The following is a 15,642-nucleotide window of genomic DNA, read 5'->3' on the forward strand; positions in this document are numbered from 1 at the left end:
GTACATGGCGGGAAGAAGCCGTGACCAAGAAGCGGTTGACCCGCACAGTGATCATCAAAGGTGATGGGTGGGGGGACCAGGGTGGAGCTGCGTCACCTGGAGTATTTCGTCGCGGTCGCCGAGGAGCTCGGCTTCGGCCGGGCCGCCGAGCGGCTGCACACCGTCCAGGCGTCGGTCAGCCGGCAGATCGCCCGCCTGGAGCGCGAGCTCGGCCTGCGGCTCTTCGACCGCTCCACCCGGCACGTGCGCCTCACCGCCGCCGGTGAGCGCCTGCTGCCCGAGGCGCGCGCAGCGCTCGCCGCGGCCGACCTGATCCGCCGCACCGCGGCCGGGATCGCCGCCGGCACCGAGGGCCTGATCCGGCTCGGCACCACCCGCGCGTTCGCCGACCGCGTCTACCGGGCGCTCGACACCCTGGCCGCGCGCCGCCCGGGGCTCCGCGTCCGGCTGGAGCGGGCGCCGCAGGAGGCCCGGCTCGCGGCCGTGCGCTCCGGCACCTTCGACGCCGCGCTCGTACGCACCGTGCGCCAGGCCGAGGGGGTGGCGCTGCACCCGCTGTGGTGCGATCCGCTGATCGCCGCGCTCCCCGCCGGGCATCCGCTCGCGGCGGCCGACGTGCTGAGCCTCGACTCGCTCGCGCACCTGCCCCTGCGGCTGGCGCCCCGTGCCGCGAACCCGGCGTTCCACGACCTGATCACGTCCGCGCTTCCCCGGATGACGCCGGGGCCGCCCTTCACCACGCTCCAGGACACCCTCACGGACCTGGCGTCCGGGCCGGACCCGTCCTGGACGGTGTTCTACCCGGTGGGGAACCTCCCCCCGACCACCCGCGTGGTCTTCCGCCCCCTCCCGGCCCTCACCGTCCCCGTCTCCCTGGCCACCCCGCCGGGACCACCGCCCCCGGCGCTCCAGGCCCTGCTGGATGCGCTGACGGCGGTGCCGCCGACGACGGTGCCGCCGACGACGGTGGCACTGACGGACGGTGTCGTGCCGACCCCCGCACCCGCCAGGGGGACCTGGCCGAGCCCTACCCCCACACCTCCGTGACGGCGCCCCGCGCCGCCTTCACGTCCACCACCGCGCCCGCCTCCCGCAGCGCCGCCCCCAGCGCCGCCAGCGCCGACGCGACCGTCTCGGGCGAGGCGTCGGGGCCGTAGTGGTTCACCCGGATCATCTCCTTCGCGAGCGCGCCCCCGCCCGCGACCAGCGGCACCGCCGGGTCGTGGGCCAGCGCCGCGGCCACGACCGCCGAGGCGTCCACGCCGTCCGGCACCCGCAGCGTCGTCGCCACCGGCGCCGCGTCGCGCGCCTCGCGCACGTACGGCTCCAGCCCGCCGCCCAGCGCGAGCGCCCCCGCGCGCGTGGCCGCGGCCGCCGAGGCGTGACGGGCCGTCACCACGTCGAGCCCGTCCGCCTCGATGCGCTCCAGGCACGCCTCCAGCGCCAGCATCTCCAGCTGCGCGGGCGCGTGCAGCAGCGCCCGCCGCCCCCCGTCGATCCAGCGCTCCTTCCAGTCGAGGAGCGAGAGGTACGAGCGGCGCGGGGCACGCGGGTTGGCCGCGAACCGCTCCCAGGCGCGGGCGCTCACCGACACCGCCGAGACCCCGGCCGGCCCGCCCATCGCCTTCTGCGCGCCGATGACGCACAGGTCCACGCCCCACGCGTCCGGCAGCAGCGGCTCGGCGCCCACCGAGGCGACGGCGTCGAGCATGAACAGCGCGCCGTGCGCCCGTACGACCTCGCCGATCTCGGCGACCGGGTTGGTGTTCCCGGTCGCGGCCTCCGCGTGCACGAGCGAGACGAAGTCGATCTCGGGGTGCCGCTCCAGCGCGTCGGCGATCTGCTCGGCGGTGACCGCCGTGTGGAACGGCACCTCCAGGTCGACGACGTGCGCACCGCAGTCGCGCAGCCAGTTGCCGAAGGTCTGCCCGTAGGGCCCGGTGATGACGTTGAGCGCGGTGGAACCGGGCCGGGCGCCCGAGCGGATGCAGCCCTCCAGGGGCAGCAGCGCCTCGCCCTGCGTGATGACCACGTCCTGCTCGGTGGCGAGGAGCGCGGCCACGCGCCGCTCGATGGCCGCGAAGCGGTCGGCGGTCAGCGGAGGCAGGTCGAGGAGGGGATGGTTCACGACGGACAGCTCTCTTCTTCGTAGCTTCGTGGCTTCGTAGTTCTTCTTGTGCGCATAGCTCTTCTTGCGCACGTACGGCCGGCCCGCCCGAGCCTACCCACGCCCTCGTAGAGTGCTGCACATGACCAACGACGTGGTGCTGCACGTGAAGGGACGGGTGCTCGCCGGCCCCGAGGACGTACGGGACGAGCTGTGGGTGGTGGGCGGGCGCGTCACCTACGACCGCCCCGCGGGCGCCGCCGCGGCGGACGTCCGGACGGTCACCGGCTGGGCGCTCCCCGGCCTCGTCGACGCGCACTGCCACGTCGGCCTGGACGCCCACGGCGCCGTCGACGAGGCGACCAGCGAGAAGCAGGCCCTCACCGACCGGGACGCGGGCACGCTGCTGATCCGCGACGCCGGCTCCCCGGCCGACACCCGCTGGATCGACGACCGCGAGGACCTGCCGAAGATCATCCGCGCGGGCCGGCACATCGCGCGCACCCGCCGCTACATCCGCAACTACGCGCACGAGATCGAGCCCGCCGACCTCGTCGCGTACGTGGCCCGCGAGGCCAGGCGCGGTGACGGCTGGGTGAAGCTGGTCGGCGACTGGCTCGACCGGGAGAAGGGGGACCTGGGCGCCTGCTGGCCGCGCGCCGAGGTGGAGGCGGCGATCGCCGAGGCGCACCGGCTCGGCGCGCGCGTGACGGCCCACTGCTTCGCCGAGGAGTCGCTGCGCGACCTCGTCGAGGCGGGCATCGACTGCGTGGAGCACGCCACGGGCCTCACCGAGGAGACCATCCCGCTCTTCGCGGAGCGCGGCGTCGCGATCGTCCCGACGCTCGTGAACATCGCGACGTTCCCGAGGCTCGCCGCCGGCGGCGAGGCCAAGTTCCCGCGCTGGGCGGACCACATGCGCAGGCTGCACGAGCGCCGGTACGACACGGTGCGCGCCGCGTACGACGCGGGCGTCCCGGTCTTCGTCGGCACCGACGCGGGCGGCTCGCTGGCGCACGGCCTGGTCGCGGCGGAGGTCGCGGAGCTCGTCAAGGCGGGCATCCCGCCGCTCGACGCGCTGTCGGCGACGGCCTGGGGAGCGAGGGCGTGGCTGGGGCGCCCGGCCCTGGAGGAGGGCGCCCCGGCCGACCTGGTGGTCTACGACGAGGACCCGCGCGCGGACGTCCGCGTCCTGGCGGCGCCGCGCCGGGTGGTGCTGCGCGGCCGCGTCGTCGGCTGACGCCCCCGGCGGCCCGGGAACAGGCGACGCCTCAGCGGGCTGAGGCCCTTCAGGCCGACAGGAACAGCAGCCGCGCGCGCTTCTCCGCGATGTGCACCTCCGGCAGCACGACCTCCGGCAGGACCACCTCCGGGCCCAGCTCGAACCCGTTGCGTACGAGCAGCGCGATCGCCTTGTCGTTCGCCGCGTCCGGTTCGGCGACGATCCGCCGGTGCCCGCTCAGCGCGTACGCGATGAGGACGGAGAGCAGCCGGGAGGAGAAGCCGCGCTCCGGCGCGGAGGCGGGGGCGAGCAGCAGGTGCACGCCGATGTCGCCGGGCTCCGCGTCGTAGCACTCGCTGACGCGGTCGGCCTCGGGCTCGTACGTCTGGAAGAGCGCGACCGGCACGCCGTCCCGGTACGCCAGGAACCCGTGGTGCGTGGTGAGCGAGTCGAGGTGCGCGTAGATCTCGCGGACGTCGTCGACGGTGGCGTCCCGCATGCCCCAGAACCGCGCCCGCTCCTCGCTGACCCAGCTGTGGAGCAGCTCCGCGTCCCGGTCGGGGTCGATGCGGACGAGCCGGACGGTCCCGAAGCCGTCGAGGGTCTGCTCGTACACGCAGTCGGTCTCAGTGGTGGTCATGCCGCTCCTCGGTGAGCTGGTTCCAGTCGGTGATGACGGGGGCGAGGTCGCCCCGCAGCCACAGGGGCAGCTGGTCGCGCTGGTGCGGGTCGCCGGGGACGCCCGAGGCGCCGAAGGGCACCACCCAGAGGCTGTCCTCGCGCCGGGCGAGGTCCCAGACGTAGCGGGCGGCGGGGCCGCGGGCCGCGCGGTCGGTGAGGCCGGGCACGGACGACGTGGAGCACACGCAGTCGTGGTCGCCGTCGAGCCCGGGCCAGTCGGCCGTGGAGTCCGGCAGCGCGGCCCACGGCGCGAGCCGGTGCGTCGCCCCCCAGGGCTCGTCGGGTGCGCCGGCGTCGGCGACCGCCACGAGCGCCTCGCGGACGACCGCCAGCCGGTCGGCCTCCGGGACCGGCCCGCCGGACAGCAGGGTCTCCAGGGCGTAGGCGACGCGCGGCAGCAGCGCCAGCCAGGGCTGGAAGAGCGCGGGGTACGCGGGCGGAGTGGCGAGTTCCGCGAGCGCGGGGTGCCGGGCGAGGCGGCGTACGACCTCGGCGCGGACGGCCGCGAACGCCGCCGCGTCCGTGCTGTCGGCGTCCATGCGGCGGTTCCAGCACAGCAGCCGGTCGCGCAGGGCGACCGCCTCGGGGCCGAGGTCGGCGGCTCCGGCGACGAGGGTGAGCAGCGGGCGCGCCGAGGCGAGGTGCGTGTCCGTGTGCACGGCGGCCATGGCGGGCGCGGTCCAGTCGGCGGAGGCGTCCAGCAGCCGCGCGATGCGCCGCGCCCGGTGTGGCGGCGCGAACTCGACGCCCAGGGGCGCGGCGAGGCCGCGCGCGTTCGCCATCACGGCGACGCCTTCGACGGCCTCGCGCGGCAGCGGCGCGTGGTGCCCGGTCCACTCGTGGCCGGGCTCCCAGGCGGGTACGACGCGCAGCCGGTTGTCGCGGTGGCGCAGCGGGACGTAGCCGGCGACGCGGTGGAGGGCGCCGCCCTCGGTGTCGGCGGCCTGGACGACGTTGACCGGTTCGATCCAGCGGTCGAAGGCGCGGTCGACGTCGGCGACGGTGCGGGCGGCGAGCAGCGCGGGCAGGGCGGTGAAGCCGAGTTCGCCGGTGACGCGCGGCGGGTAGCGCAGGGCGATGGGGCCCTCGGCGTCCTCGGGGATGATCACGGGGCCGCGCTCGGTCTCGACGATCTCCACCTCGACCGGCTCGGCGTCCTTGACCTCGATGGTCTCGGTGTGGACGCGGGCGGGCTCCCAGCCGTCCGGCCCGAGGGCCTCGACGCCGCCGTCCCCGGTGCGCCGCAGCCGCTCGCGGTACAGGTCCTGGTAGTCGGCCATGGCGTTGGTGATGGCCCAGGCGACCGCACCGGTGTGGCCGAAATGCGCCATGCCGGGTACGCCGGGGACGGCGAGGCCCACGACGTCGAACGCGGGGCAGGCGAGCCGGATCTGCTGGTACACGCCGGGCGCCTCGATGAACCGGTGCGGGTCGCCCGCGATGAGCGCGGCGCCGGTGGCGGTGCGCTCGCCGGTGACGAGCCAGCCGTTGCTGCCGGAGGTGGCGGGGCCGTCGGTGGCGAAGAGCTCGATGTGCTCCTCGCCGAGGCTGCGGGCGACGGTGTCGCGCCACAGCTTGGTCGGGAAGCCGGCGAAGAGGATGTGCGTCGAGAGCCACACGGCCAGCGGCGTCCACGGCTCCCAGCGCCCGGGGACCAGCCCGGTGGCGGCGAACTCGGGGGAGCGGCGGGCGCCTTGCGCTTCGCCGTGCGCGAGGCCGTCGTTGACGCCGTCGACGTACGCGTCCACCCAGGTACGGGTCGGCTCGTCGAGCGCGTCGTAGCAGCGCCGCGCGGTGTCGGCGAGCCGGGCGCGGCGGGCGAAGAGGTCCCAGTCGAGGGCCTCGGCACCGAGGAAGGAGGCCGTGGTGCCCTGGGCCCGGTGCCGCTCGACCTCCAGCTGCCAGGCGCGGTCGAGGGCGGTGGTACGGCCCTGGGCGTAGCTGAGTTCCTGCGCGTCGGCGGCGCGGAGGTGCGGGATTCCCCAGGCGTCCCGGTAGACCTCGATGCTCACTCTTGTCCCGATCTCTTTAGGTTAGCCTGCCCTAACTTAAGACATGGTCGTTCGAGAAGCAATCCGGCCACATTCGAACATGGGCGCGCATGCCACCCCTTGGTGTGAACTCCCGTTACGCGCCTGACGTTTCACCCCCGTCCCGCCAGGATTCCGGTGTCCCGCGTTGCCGCCGCGCCCCACGTGTCCCCGTGGGTTCGAGGCGGCGGCGACGCCATGCCTCCCACCGTCTCCATGGGGAACCACCGTGAACACGACCAGAACCGCCTCCCGCCGGCTCCACCTGCCCGCCGCCACCGTCCTCGTGGCGCTCGGCACGCTGACCGCCGGCCCGGCGCACGCCACACCCGGCACAGGCTCCGCGGAGGGCCGGGCGAACGCGGCCGTCCTGCGTACCGCCCTCGACGTCTCACTCCTCGACAAATCCGTGAACGTCCCGCTCACGGCCACGCTCAACGCGGTGCAGGCCCCGGCGAGCGCCGCCCCGGCGAGCGCGGAGAAGACCGCGCTCACCGTCACGCTGGACGGCGTCGACCGGGGCAGGCCCTTCACCCTGCTGCGCGCGGACACCGCCACCGCGAAGGCCACGGCGGACTCCCGCCGCGCCGAGGCCTCCACCCGCCTCGCCCGCGCCCGGCTCCACGTCCCCGGCCTGCCGCTGCTCTCCCTGGTCGAGGCCGACCAGGTCACCGCCCGCGCGGTGTGCGAGGCGGGCAAGCGCCCGGTCGCCGAGGCGAACCTCCTCGGCAAGGTGACGGTCCTCGGCAAGAGGGTGACGCTCACCCCCGGCGGCCCCACGCGCGTCCAGGCCCCCGGCATCGGCGATGTCACGCTGCACCTCTCGAAGTCCGACACCACCACCCGCACGGCCGCGGCCACCGCCCTGTCCCTCAAGGTCACGGTGAACCCCCTCAACCTCAACGTCGCCGACGTCACCGGCACCCTGACCCTCGCCGAAGCCTCCTGCACGGCCCCCAAGCCCCCCGCGAAGCCCGCCGCCGGCGTCCAGCCCCAGACGGCCGCCACGAAACCCGCCGCCACGGCCCCCGCCCAGCCCGACCTCGCGGCCACGGGCGCCGGCCCGACGACCCCGTACGTCGCCGCCGGCGCCCTGACCCTCCTCACCGCGGGCACGGCGGCCCTCCTCACCCTCCGCCGCCGCCGACGCGCCTGACCGCACCGCCGCGCCTACCGCCCAGGCCGCCCGCCCCGTCGCCGGAGCCGGGCGCCTACGCGGGCCAGCACCAGGGCCGCGCCGACGACGCAGACGGCCAGCCCGTAGGCGATCTCGCCGCCACCCTGCGGCGCCGCGCCGCCCAGTCCGCCACGAACCCCACGCGTCGGCTGCGCCGTGGGCGTGGCGGGCCCGGCGGTCGCTGCTGTGGCCTGTGCCTCTTCCTGGTACGTGAAGTGGCGGCAGCCGAGATCCTGGGCGTACGCGACGCCGGGAAGCGATACGGAAGCAGCGCCGGCCAGAAACGCAGCGGCCGCTGCGGTGCGGAAGTTCATGACGAAACCTCCTCCTGGTCTGACGACCATGGCCTATCGACCATAGGGAGGGAGGCGCCGCACCGCCAGTCGAACAAGTGGCGCGATGCCCACCGCGATCAGCTCCCGGCGTCTCCTCGGGCGCCGCGCCCCACTCTCCCAGCGGACACGACCCGTGGGAGTTCGCCCGCCGCCGTCCTCTAGGGGGTGTCAGTCCTTCGCCGCGCTCCCCGCCATCACCAGCGCCTGGTCCAGCGCCTGGAGGAACCGGTTCGTCGTCACCCGGTCGCGGACCGCCAGGCGGAGCCAGTCGGGGCCGAGGCCCGGGAAGGTGTCGCCGCGGCGGGCCGCGAAGCCGAGGGAGCGGAGGCGATCGCGGACGGCGTCGGCGCCGGTGATGCGGATCAGGACGAAGGGGCCCTGCGCGGCCGTCACGGCCCGTACCTCCTCGAACTCCGCGAGGCCCGCCAGCAGATGGGCGCGGTCCGCCGCGATCCGGTGGGCCGCGTCCGCCGCCTCGGCCAGCGCCGCCGGGGACATGCAGGCCTCCGCCGCCGCCAGCGCGGGCGTGGAGACCGGCCACAGGGGCTGCGCCCGCTCCAGGGCGGCCACGGTGTCCCGGTCGGCGAGTACGTACCCGATCCGCAGGCCCGCGAGGCCCCACGTCTTGGTGAGGCTGCGCAGCACCACGAGCCCCGGTACGTCGGTGCGGCCCGCGAGCGCCTCGCGTTCGCCCGGCACCGCGTCGATGAACGCCTCGTCCACCACCAGGGTCCGCCCCGGCCGGGCCAGCCGGGCGAGGACCGAGGCGGGGTGCAGCACGGACGTGGGGTTCGTCGGGTTGCCGACCACCACCAGGTCGGCGTCCTCGGGCACCGCCGCCGGGTCCAGCCGGAAGCCGTCCTCCTCGCGCAGCAGCACCCGCCGCACCTCGTGCCCCGCGTCCCGCAGCGCCGCCTCCGGCTCCGTGAACTGCGGGTGCACCACCACCGGTCTGCGCACCGGCAGCGCCCGCGCCAGCAGCACGAACGCCTCCGCCGCCCCGGCCGTCAACAGCACCCGGTCGACCGGCAGTCCGTGCCGTGCCGCCACCGCGGCCCGCGCCGCCCGGCCGTCCGGATAGGCGGCGAGCCCGGTCAGCGACCGGGCGATGCGCTCCCGCAGCCAGTCCGGCGGGGTGTCGGCGCGGACGTTGACGGCGAGGTCGGTCAGTTTCTCGTCGCGGACCTCCGCGTCACCGTGGTGCCGCAGGTCGTGGGTGTCAGTGTCGGTATGCATGGCCGCCATGGGGGGTGGGTGGGGGAGTGGGGGAGGGATCACCGGGGTGACTCAAGGGGTGGCTCAAGGGGTGACCCAGGGGATGACTCGGAGGACGGCCCGGAGGGTGACCCGGAGGCCGCCTCAGGGGGTGGACGGAGTTCCTGTGCGTTCCCTGTCTAAAGACTCCGGCGCCGGCCGTGCTGTCAACGCCGTTTCCCCACCCGTGTACCCGGGCACCACATTCAACAACCGCCTGCGCGCCACCGCGCACGTCACCCGTGCCGGCCGCCCGGCCGCCTTCCGCTTCGGTACGAGCAGTTCGCCGCCGCCCGCCAGCGCCGCCGCCTCCGCCACCGACGGCGTCCCGACGGCACCGCGCACGGCGTCCGACGGATGCGGTACGGCGACGCGCGCCAACTCCCGCGCCGCGTACGTCCTCAGCGGCACCCCGAGCCGCGCCGCCGCCGCCACGATGCCCGGTTCGTCCGCCTTCGTGTCGAGCGTGGCCACCTCGGCCACCTCACCCACCGGCAGCCCCGCCTCCCGCAGCGCCTCCTCGATCAGCCCGAGCACCGCGTCGGCGGACACGCCCCGCCCCGCGCCCACCCCGACGACCACCAGCCACGTCACCGCGCGCAGTACTCCACGAACCGCCGCGCCGCCTCCGGCATGGCCGCCCAGTGCGTGTGCACGTAACTCGCGTGCACGCCCCGCTGCACGAAGCCCTCCACCCGGCGCTCCGGCTGACGCAGGCCCCACGCCGGCGATGGCCCCGCCGCCGGCTCCAGCACCGTGCGGTGGAACTCGTGCCCCCGCATCCGCGTCCCGGCCGCCGCCAGCGGGCTGTCGCTCACGGCGACCGCGTCCCGGTACCCCAGCGTCAGCCGCTCCGACATGCGCGCGTCCGCGTCCAGCACCCCGCACATCGGCTGCCCGTCCAACGACCGTGCCAGATACAGCAGTCCGGCGCACTCGGCCGCGACCGGCGCCCCCGACGCGGCCAGGCCCGCGACCGTCTCGCGCAGCCGCGCGTTGGCCGACAGCTCGGAGCCGTACACCTCGGGGAAGCCGCCGCCGATGACGAGGCCGCGGGTCCCCGCCGGCAACTCCTCGTCCCGCAGCGGGTCGAACGGCACGACCTCCGCGCCGGCCGCGCCCAGCAGCTCGGCGTGCTCCGCGTACGAGAAGGTGAAGGCGGCACCGCCGGCGACGGCCACCACGGGCCGGGCACCCGCGACCGGTTCCACGTCCGGGCGCCAGGCCTCCGCCGCGAGCGGCGGCGCCGACCGGGCCAGCGCCAGCAGCGCGTCCAGGTCACAGCCCCGCCGCACCTGTTCGGCCTGCGCCGCGACCGCCTCCACGGCGGCCGCCTGCCGCTCGGCCACGGGCACCAGGCCCAGGTGCCGCGACGGTGTCGACACCGCGGGGGCGCGCCGCAGCACGCCCAGCACCGGCACGCCGGACTCCCCGAGCGCCTCGCGCAGCAGGTGCTCGTGCCGGTCGGTGGCCACCTTGTTCAGGATCACCCCGCCGATCCGCACCTCCGGGTCCCAGGACGCGAAGCCGTGCACCAGCGCCGCCACCGACCGCGACTGCGACGACGCGTCCACCACCAGCACCACCGGCGCCCGCAGCAACTTCGCCACCTGCGCCGTGGACGCCAGCTCGCCCTGGTCGGCGGCGCCGTCGTACAGGCCCATCACGCCCTCCACGACGGCCAGGTCGCAGCCGTGCGCGCCGTGCGCGAAGAGCGGTGCGATCAGCTCCGTACCGCACATGTACGCGTCGAGGTTGCGACCCGGGCGGCCCGTCGCCAGCGCGTGGTAGCCCGGGTCGATGTAGTCGGGGCCGACCTTGTGCGGCGACACCGCGAGACCACGGCCCGCGAACGCGGCCATCAGGCCCGTCGCGACCGTGGTCTTGCCCGCGCCCGACGACGGCGCGGCGATGACGAGACGCGCTACCACTCGATGCCCCGCTGGCCCTTCTGACCCGCGTCCATCGGGTGCTTGACCTTCGACATGTCGGTGACGAGGTCGGCGAAGTCCACCAGCTCCTGCGGCGCGTTGCGGCCGGTGATCACCACGTGCTGCTGACCGGGCCGGTTCTTCAGCACCTCCACCACCTCGGCGGTGTCGATCCACCCCCAGTGCAGCAGATAGGCGAACTCGTCGAGGACGTAGAACTTGTACCTCTCCTCGGCGAGGTCCCGCTTGACCTGCTCCCAGCCCTCGCGCGCCTTGTCCTCGTGCGACTGCTCGCCCTCGGCCGGCTCGCGCTGGATCCAGGACCAGCCCTCGCCCATCTTGTTCCAGGTGACGGTCCCGCCCTTGCCGGTCTCGCCGAGCGCCTTGAGGGCGTTCTCCTCGCCGACCTTCCACTTCGCCGACTTGACGAACTGGAACACCCCGATCGGCCAGCCCTGGTTCCAGGCGCGCAGCGCCATCCCGAAGGCGGCCGTCGACTTCCCCTTGCCCACGCCCGTGTGCACCATCACCAGCGCGCGGTTGCGGCGCTGGCGGGTGGTGAGCCCGTCGTCCGGTACGACGGTCGGCTGTCCCTGCGGCATTAAGCGGCCCTCCTCGAAGTTCCCTGTACGTCCCTGACCAGACCCGCGATCGAGTCCGCGCGCAGCTCGTCGAGCGTGACGGCGGTGCCGCCCAGCCGGGCGGCCAGCTCGGCCGCAAGACCCAGCCGTACGGGCCCGGCCTCGCAGTCCACGACCACCGACGCGGTCCCCTCGGCGGCGTGCAGCCCGGCCGCCCGCGCGGCCAGCGCCAGCGGCTCCGGGCCGCCGGTCGCCCGGCCGTCGGTGACGACGACCAGCAGCGGGCGGCGCGACGGGTCGCGCAGCCGCTCCACGCGCAGCACGTCGTGCGCCTTCAGCAGCCCGGCCGCGAGCGGCGTGCGCCCGCCCGTCGGCAGCTGCTCCAGCCGCGCCGCCGCCGCGTCCACGGACGACGTGGGCGGCAGCACGACCTCGGCGGACGAGCCGCGGAAGGTGACCAGGCCGACCTTGTCGCGCCGCTGGTACGCGTCCAGGAGCAGCGACAGCACGGCACCCTTCACCGCGCTCATCCGCCGCCGGGCCGCCATCGACCCGGACGCGTCCACCGCGAACAGCACCAGGTTCCCCTCGCGCCCCTCGCGCGTCGCCTGGCGCAGGTCGTCGCGCCGTACGACGAGCCCGGGCCCGGACCGGCCGCGCGCCCGCTGGTGCGGGGCGGCCGCCTGCACGGTCGCCGCCAGGTGCAGCTTGGTCAACGCCCCGCGCGGACGCACCGCCCCGGTCGTCCTGCCGTGCGCGGTACGCGCCCGGGAACGCCGCCCGGCCGCCCCCTCGCCGAGGCCGGGGACGCTGAGCACCTTCGTACGGAACGGCTCCGCGGCCGCGACGGGCGCCTGCTCGGCACCGCCGGGGCCAGGCGCGGGCGCGGGCGCGGGGGCGTCGGCCGGAGCCGGGGCTTCGTCGGGGGCGACCTCCGGCTCACCACCCTGCGGAGGCACACCGCCCCCACCGGGACCGCCGCCGGGCCCGTCGGGCCCCGGGTCGGGGTCCGGATCCGGGTCGTCGTCGCCCTTGAACTCCTCCAGCGTCTCGTCCAGCTTGTCCTGGTCCAGCCCCGGCGCGTCGAAGGGGTTGCGCCTGCGCCGGTGCGGCAGCGCCAGCAGCGCCGCCTGCCGTACGTCGTCGGACGTGACGTCCGTACGCCCCGCCCACGCGGCCAGCGCCGTCGCCGTCCGCGCCATCACGATGTCGGCGCGCATGCCGTCCACCTCGAACGCCGCGCACGTCGCCGCGATCTGCCGCAGCGCCGCGTCCCCCAGCGTCACCGACGGCAGCAGCGCCCGCGCGGCCACGATCCGCTCCCGCAGCGCGGCCTCCTCGCCGGCCCACCGCGCCGCGAAACCGGCCGGGTCGTCGTCGAACGCCAGCCTGCGCCGTACGACCTCGACGCGCTGCTCGGGCTCCCGCGAGGCGGCCACCTCCACGGTCAGCCCGAACCGGTCCAGCAACTGCGGCCGCAGCTCGCCCTCCTCGGGGTTCATCGTCCCGACGAGCAGGAAGCGGGCGGCGTGCCGTACGGAGACGCCCTCGCGCTCGACGTACGAGGCGCCCATGGCGGCGGCGTCCAGGAGCAGGTCCACGAGGTGGTCGTGGAGGAGGTTGACCTCGTCGACGTACAGCACGCCCCGGTGCGCGTCCGCCAGCAGGCCCGGCTCGAACGCCTTCACCCCGTCCGCGAGCGCCCGCTCGATGTCGAGGGCGCCGACCAGCCGGTCCTCCGAGGCGCCCACGGGCAGCTCGACCATGCGGGCCGGGCGGCTCACCGCCTCGGCGGCGGTGTGCGGCCCGTCCGGGCAGCCGGGGTCGGGGGAGCCGGGCGCGCAGGAGAAGCGGCAGCCGGGGACGACGTCCACGTTCGGCATCAGGGCCGCGAGGGCACGGACGGCCGTCGACTTCGCGGTGCCCTTCTCTCCGCGGACGAGGACACCGCCGACGGCCGGGGACACCGCGTTCAGCAGCAGCCCGAGCCGCAGGTCGTCCTGTCCGACGATGGCGGTGAAGGGGTAGTGGGGTGCAGCGCTCATGAAGGTGCTCCGGGTGCGATGAAGGGAAGTCCTGTGGGCGGGCCCTGCTCGATCAGCTTCCAGAGCGCGTCGGTGTCCGCGTGCTCCTCGATCAGGTCGCCGAGCGTGTCCAGCTGCTCCTCGCGCAGCGATCCGAACGACGTGTCCGGCGCCGGGACGAAGCGTCTGCCGGCCGCGCTCGCGACCTCGCGGAGGAAGGCGCGGCGGAAGCCGTCGCTCTCCAGGGAGCCGTGCCAGTGCGTGCCCCACACGGCCCCGACCCGGCACCCGTCCAGGAACGGTTCCCCGCCCCGTACGTCCGCGACGCCGTGGTGGATCTCGTACCCCTCGACCGGCTCGCCGAGCGCCTCGCCGACCGGCCGCGCGAGGGTCTTGCCGGGCGCGAACCGCACCCGTACCGGCAGCAGCCCGAGGCCCGGCACCTCACCGGCGCGGGACTCGACCTCGTCGTCGATGTGCTCGCCGAGGGCCTGGAAGCCGCCGCAGATGCCCAGCACCGGACGCCCCTCGGCGGCGCGCCGGACCAGTGCGTCCGCCAGGCCCCGCTCGCGCAGCCACGCCAGCGCCTTCACCGTGCCGCGCGTCCCCGGCACGACGACCAGGTCCGCGTCGGCCAGCTCCTCGGGCCGGTCCACGAACCGCACGACCACGCCCGGCTCGGCCGCCAGCGCGTCGACGTCCGTGAAGTTCGACATGAGCGGTACGGCGCAGACGGCGACCCGCAGCACGTCCTCGCCGACCGGCGGCGCGACGACCGACTCGCGCACCGCGCCGCGCAGCGACACGCGCAGCCCGTCCTCCTCGTCGATGCCGAGGCCGTGCGCGTACGGCAGGACGCCGAGGGTACGGCGGCCGGTCAGGCCCAGCAGCATGTCCAGGCCCGGCTCCAGCAGCGTCACATCGCCCCGGAACTTGTTCACGAGATAGCCCGCGACCAGGGCCTGGTCCTCGGGCGCCAGCAGCGCCGTCGTACCGAAGAACTGGGCGAAGACCCCGCCCCGGTCGATGTCGCCGACCACGACGACGGGGAAGCGGGCGGCGCGCGCGATGCCCATGTTGACGATGTCGGTGCGCCGCAGGTTGATCTCGGCGGGGCTGCCCGCGCCCTCGCAGATGACGGCGTCGTACGTGTCGCGCAGCTGCTGGAGGCAGTCCAGGACGGGTTCGAGCAGCTCGCGCTGCTTGCCGCCGTGGTAGCCGCGGGCGCTGAGCTCGCCGACCGGCTTGCCCATCAGCACGACCTGGCTGGACCGGTCGCTGCCCGGCTTGAGCAGCACCGGGTTCATCAGCGCGGTCGGCTCCACGCGGGCGGCCTGCGCCTGCATGGCCTGTGCCCGGCCGATCTCCGCGCCCTCGCGCGTGACGAAGGAGTTGAGGGACATGTTCTGCCCCTTGAACGGCGCGACCTTCACGCCCTGCCGCACCAGCCAGCGGCAGATGCCGGCCGTGACGACGCTCTTGCCCGCGTCGGACGTGGTGCCCGCGACGAGCAGCCCCCCACCCTTGCTCATGTACGCCTCCGCTTGATCGCCCCGTACGCCAGTCGCCCGCCCGCGCACACCGCGAGCGTGAGGGCACTCACGCGGCGCGACAGCCGCACCGCGCGTTCGATGTCCGCCACCTCGACGTCCCGCCCGTCGCCGTTGAGTACGGGCCGGTGCTCGACGCGTCCGCCGTACGAGAGCGTGCCGCCGAGCCGTACGCCCAGCGCGCCGGCGAACGCCGCCTCGACCGGGCCCGCGTTGGGGCTCGGGTGCTTGGCGGCGTCGGCCCGCCAGGCGCGTACCGCGCCGCGCGGGTCCCCGCCGCCGACCGCCGCCAGGGCGGCGGTGAGCCGGGCGCCGGGCCAGCCGGCCACGTCGTCGAGGCGCGCCGAGGCCCAGCCGAAGCGGCGGTACTTCGGCGACTTGTGCCCGACCATCGCGTCCAGCGTGTTCACCGCCCGGAAGGCGACGAGCCCGGGTACGCCGCCGACCGCGCCCCAGACGAGGGCGCCGACGACGGCGTCGGAGGTGTTCTCGGCGACGGACTCCACGACGGCGCGGGCGATGCCGGGGCCGTCCAGGGCCTGCGGGTCGCGCCCGCACAGGTGCGGCAGCCGCTCCCGGGCGACCTCCAGGTCCCCGGCGGCCAGCGCGCCGCCGATGGCGCGGGCCTCGCGGCCCAGCGTCGTACCGCCGACGACGGACCACACGGTGGCGGCGGCCGAGGAGGACACCCTCGAACTCGGTGCGGAAGTGCGGGCGATGCAGGAGGCGGAGCGCTCGCTCGCCATGCGG

Annotated in this window: 13 protein-coding genes and 1 pseudogene; 3 read left to right on the plus strand and 11 right to left on the minus strand. The window is 75.6% G+C overall.

The annotated features are described in order from the left end of the window. Positions 1–81 precede the first annotated feature (81 nt). A complete protein-coding gene (locus ABZX67_RS16585; RefSeq protein ID WP_355360348.1) occupies positions 82–1,047 on the plus strand; it encodes a LysR family transcriptional regulator in 966 nt (321 codons plus the stop codon). On the opposite strand, the gene ABZX67_RS16590 is transcribed toward ABZX67_RS16585, so the two are convergent. Beyond that, a complete protein-coding gene (locus ABZX67_RS16590; RefSeq protein ID WP_355360351.1) occupies positions 1,028–2,128 on the minus strand; it encodes an aminotransferase class V-fold PLP-dependent enzyme in 1,101 nt (366 codons plus the stop codon). The two genes, ABZX67_RS16585 and ABZX67_RS16590, sit on opposite strands and share 20 nt — an antisense overlap. Before the next feature lie 121 nt (positions 2,129–2,249). On the opposite strand from ABZX67_RS16590, the gene ABZX67_RS16595 reads away from it, so the two are divergent. Then, a complete protein-coding gene (locus ABZX67_RS16595) occupies positions 2,250–3,347 on the plus strand; it encodes an amidohydrolase family protein (protein ID WP_355360354.1) in 1,098 nt (365 codons plus the stop codon). 49 nt (positions 3,348–3,396) lie between these two features. On the opposite strand, the gene ABZX67_RS16600 is transcribed toward ABZX67_RS16595, so the two are convergent. Together ABZX67_RS16600 and ABZX67_RS16605 are read right to left on the minus strand one after the other, a co-directional pair. Beyond that, positions 3,397–3,969 (minus strand): GNAT family N-acetyltransferase, encoded by a 573-nt coding sequence (locus ABZX67_RS16600; RefSeq protein WP_355360357.1) that lies wholly within the window; start codon positions 3,967–3,969, stop codon positions 3,397–3,399. Beyond that, a complete protein-coding gene (locus tag ABZX67_RS16605) occupies positions 3,956–6,022 on the minus strand; it encodes a penicillin acylase family protein (protein WP_355360360.1) in 2,067 nt (688 codons plus the stop codon). Before ABZX67_RS16605 ends, ABZX67_RS16600 begins: the two co-directional genes overlap by 14 nt. A 247-nt stretch (positions 6,023–6,269) precedes the next feature. Here ABZX67_RS16605 and ABZX67_RS16610 point away from each other — a divergent pair, with 247 nt between their 5' ends. Further along, positions 6,270–7,196 (plus strand): SCO1860 family LAETG-anchored protein, encoded by a 927-nt coding sequence (locus tag ABZX67_RS16610; RefSeq protein WP_355360362.1) that lies wholly within the window; start codon positions 6,270–6,272, stop codon positions 7,194–7,196. A gap of 14 nt (positions 7,197–7,210) precedes the next feature. On the opposite strand, the gene ABZX67_RS16615 is transcribed toward ABZX67_RS16610, so the two are convergent. The 8 genes and pseudogenes from ABZX67_RS16615 to cbiB all read right to left on the minus strand — a co-directional run. Continuing rightward, a complete protein-coding gene (locus tag ABZX67_RS16615; protein ID WP_355360365.1) occupies positions 7,211–7,531 on the minus strand; it encodes a hypothetical protein in 321 nt (106 codons plus the stop codon). 189 nt (positions 7,532–7,720) lie between these two features. After that, complete coding sequence (gene cobC / locus ABZX67_RS16620) at positions 7,721–8,788, minus strand: Rv2231c family pyridoxal phosphate-dependent protein CobC (protein ID WP_355360368.1); 1,068 nt, start codon at positions 8,786–8,788, stop codon at positions 7,721–7,723. Between the two features lie 234 nt (positions 8,789–9,022). Then, positions 9,023–9,412: pseudogene (locus ABZX67_RS16625) on the minus strand (cobalamin biosynthesis protein); the annotation flags it as partial. Continuing rightward, positions 9,397–10,737, minus strand: a complete 1,341-nt coding sequence (locus tag ABZX67_RS16630; RefSeq protein ID WP_355360371.1) for a cobyrinate a,c-diamide synthase — start codon at positions 10,735–10,737, stop codon at positions 9,397–9,399. The gene ABZX67_RS16630 and the pseudogene ABZX67_RS16625, both read right to left, overlap by 16 nt. Further along, a complete protein-coding gene (cobO, locus tag ABZX67_RS16635) occupies positions 10,731–11,339 on the minus strand; it encodes a cob(I)yrinic acid a,c-diamide adenosyltransferase (RefSeq protein ID WP_355360374.1) in 609 nt (202 codons plus the stop codon). The genes ABZX67_RS16630 and cobO overlap by 7 nt, the downstream gene beginning before the upstream one ends. Next, on the minus strand, positions 11,339–13,363 hold the full coding sequence (locus ABZX67_RS16640; RefSeq protein ID WP_355360377.1) for a putative cobaltochelatase: 2,025 nt from the start codon (positions 13,361–13,363) through the stop codon (positions 11,339–11,341). Before ABZX67_RS16640 ends, cobO begins: the two co-directional genes overlap by 1 nt. Beyond that, positions 13,360–14,874 carry a cobyric acid synthase gene (locus ABZX67_RS16645; RefSeq protein ID WP_355360380.1) on the minus strand — a complete coding sequence of 505 codons (1,515 nt, stop codon included), beginning with the start codon at positions 14,872–14,874 and terminating at the stop codon, positions 13,360–13,362. Before ABZX67_RS16645 ends, ABZX67_RS16640 begins: the two co-directional genes overlap by 4 nt. After that, positions 14,871–15,642 (minus strand): adenosylcobinamide-phosphate synthase CbiB (cbiB, locus tag ABZX67_RS16650; RefSeq protein ID WP_355360383.1); only part of this gene is annotated, 772 nt, incomplete at its 5' end. The genes ABZX67_RS16645 and cbiB, both read right to left, overlap by 4 nt.

Origin of the sequence: Streptomyces sp. NPDC003036, from assembly GCF_040611175.1 — a bacterium.
GTDB lineage: Bacteria > Actinomycetota > Actinomycetes > Streptomycetales > Streptomycetaceae > Streptomyces.

Bases quoted from the DNA above. Each gene is read 5' to 3' on its own strand.
- cobO (WP_355360374.1), bottom strand. From the start codon at position 11,339: ATGCCGCAGGGACAGCCGACCGTCGTACCGGACGACGGGCTCACCACC.
- ABZX67_RS16595 (WP_355360354.1), top strand. From the start codon at position 2,250: ATGACCAACGACGTGGTGCTGCACGTGAAGGGACGGGTGCTCGCCGGC.
- cobC (WP_355360368.1), bottom strand. From the start codon at position 8,788: ATGCATACCGACACTGACACCCACGACCTGCGGCACCACGGTGACGCG.
- ABZX67_RS16615 (WP_355360365.1), bottom strand. From the start codon at position 7,531: ATGAACTTCCGCACCGCAGCGGCCGCTGCGTTTCTGGCCGGCGCTGCT.
- ABZX67_RS16640 (WP_355360377.1), bottom strand. From the start codon at position 13,363: ATGAGCGCTGCACCCCACTACCCCTTCACCGCCATCGTCGGACAGGAC.
- ABZX67_RS16645 (WP_355360380.1), bottom strand. From the start codon at position 14,874: ATGAGCAAGGGTGGGGGGCTGCTCGTCGCGGGCACCACGTCCGACGCG.
- ABZX67_RS16600 (WP_355360357.1), bottom strand. From the start codon at position 3,969: ATGACCACCACTGAGACCGACTGCGTGTACGAGCAGACCCTCGACGGC.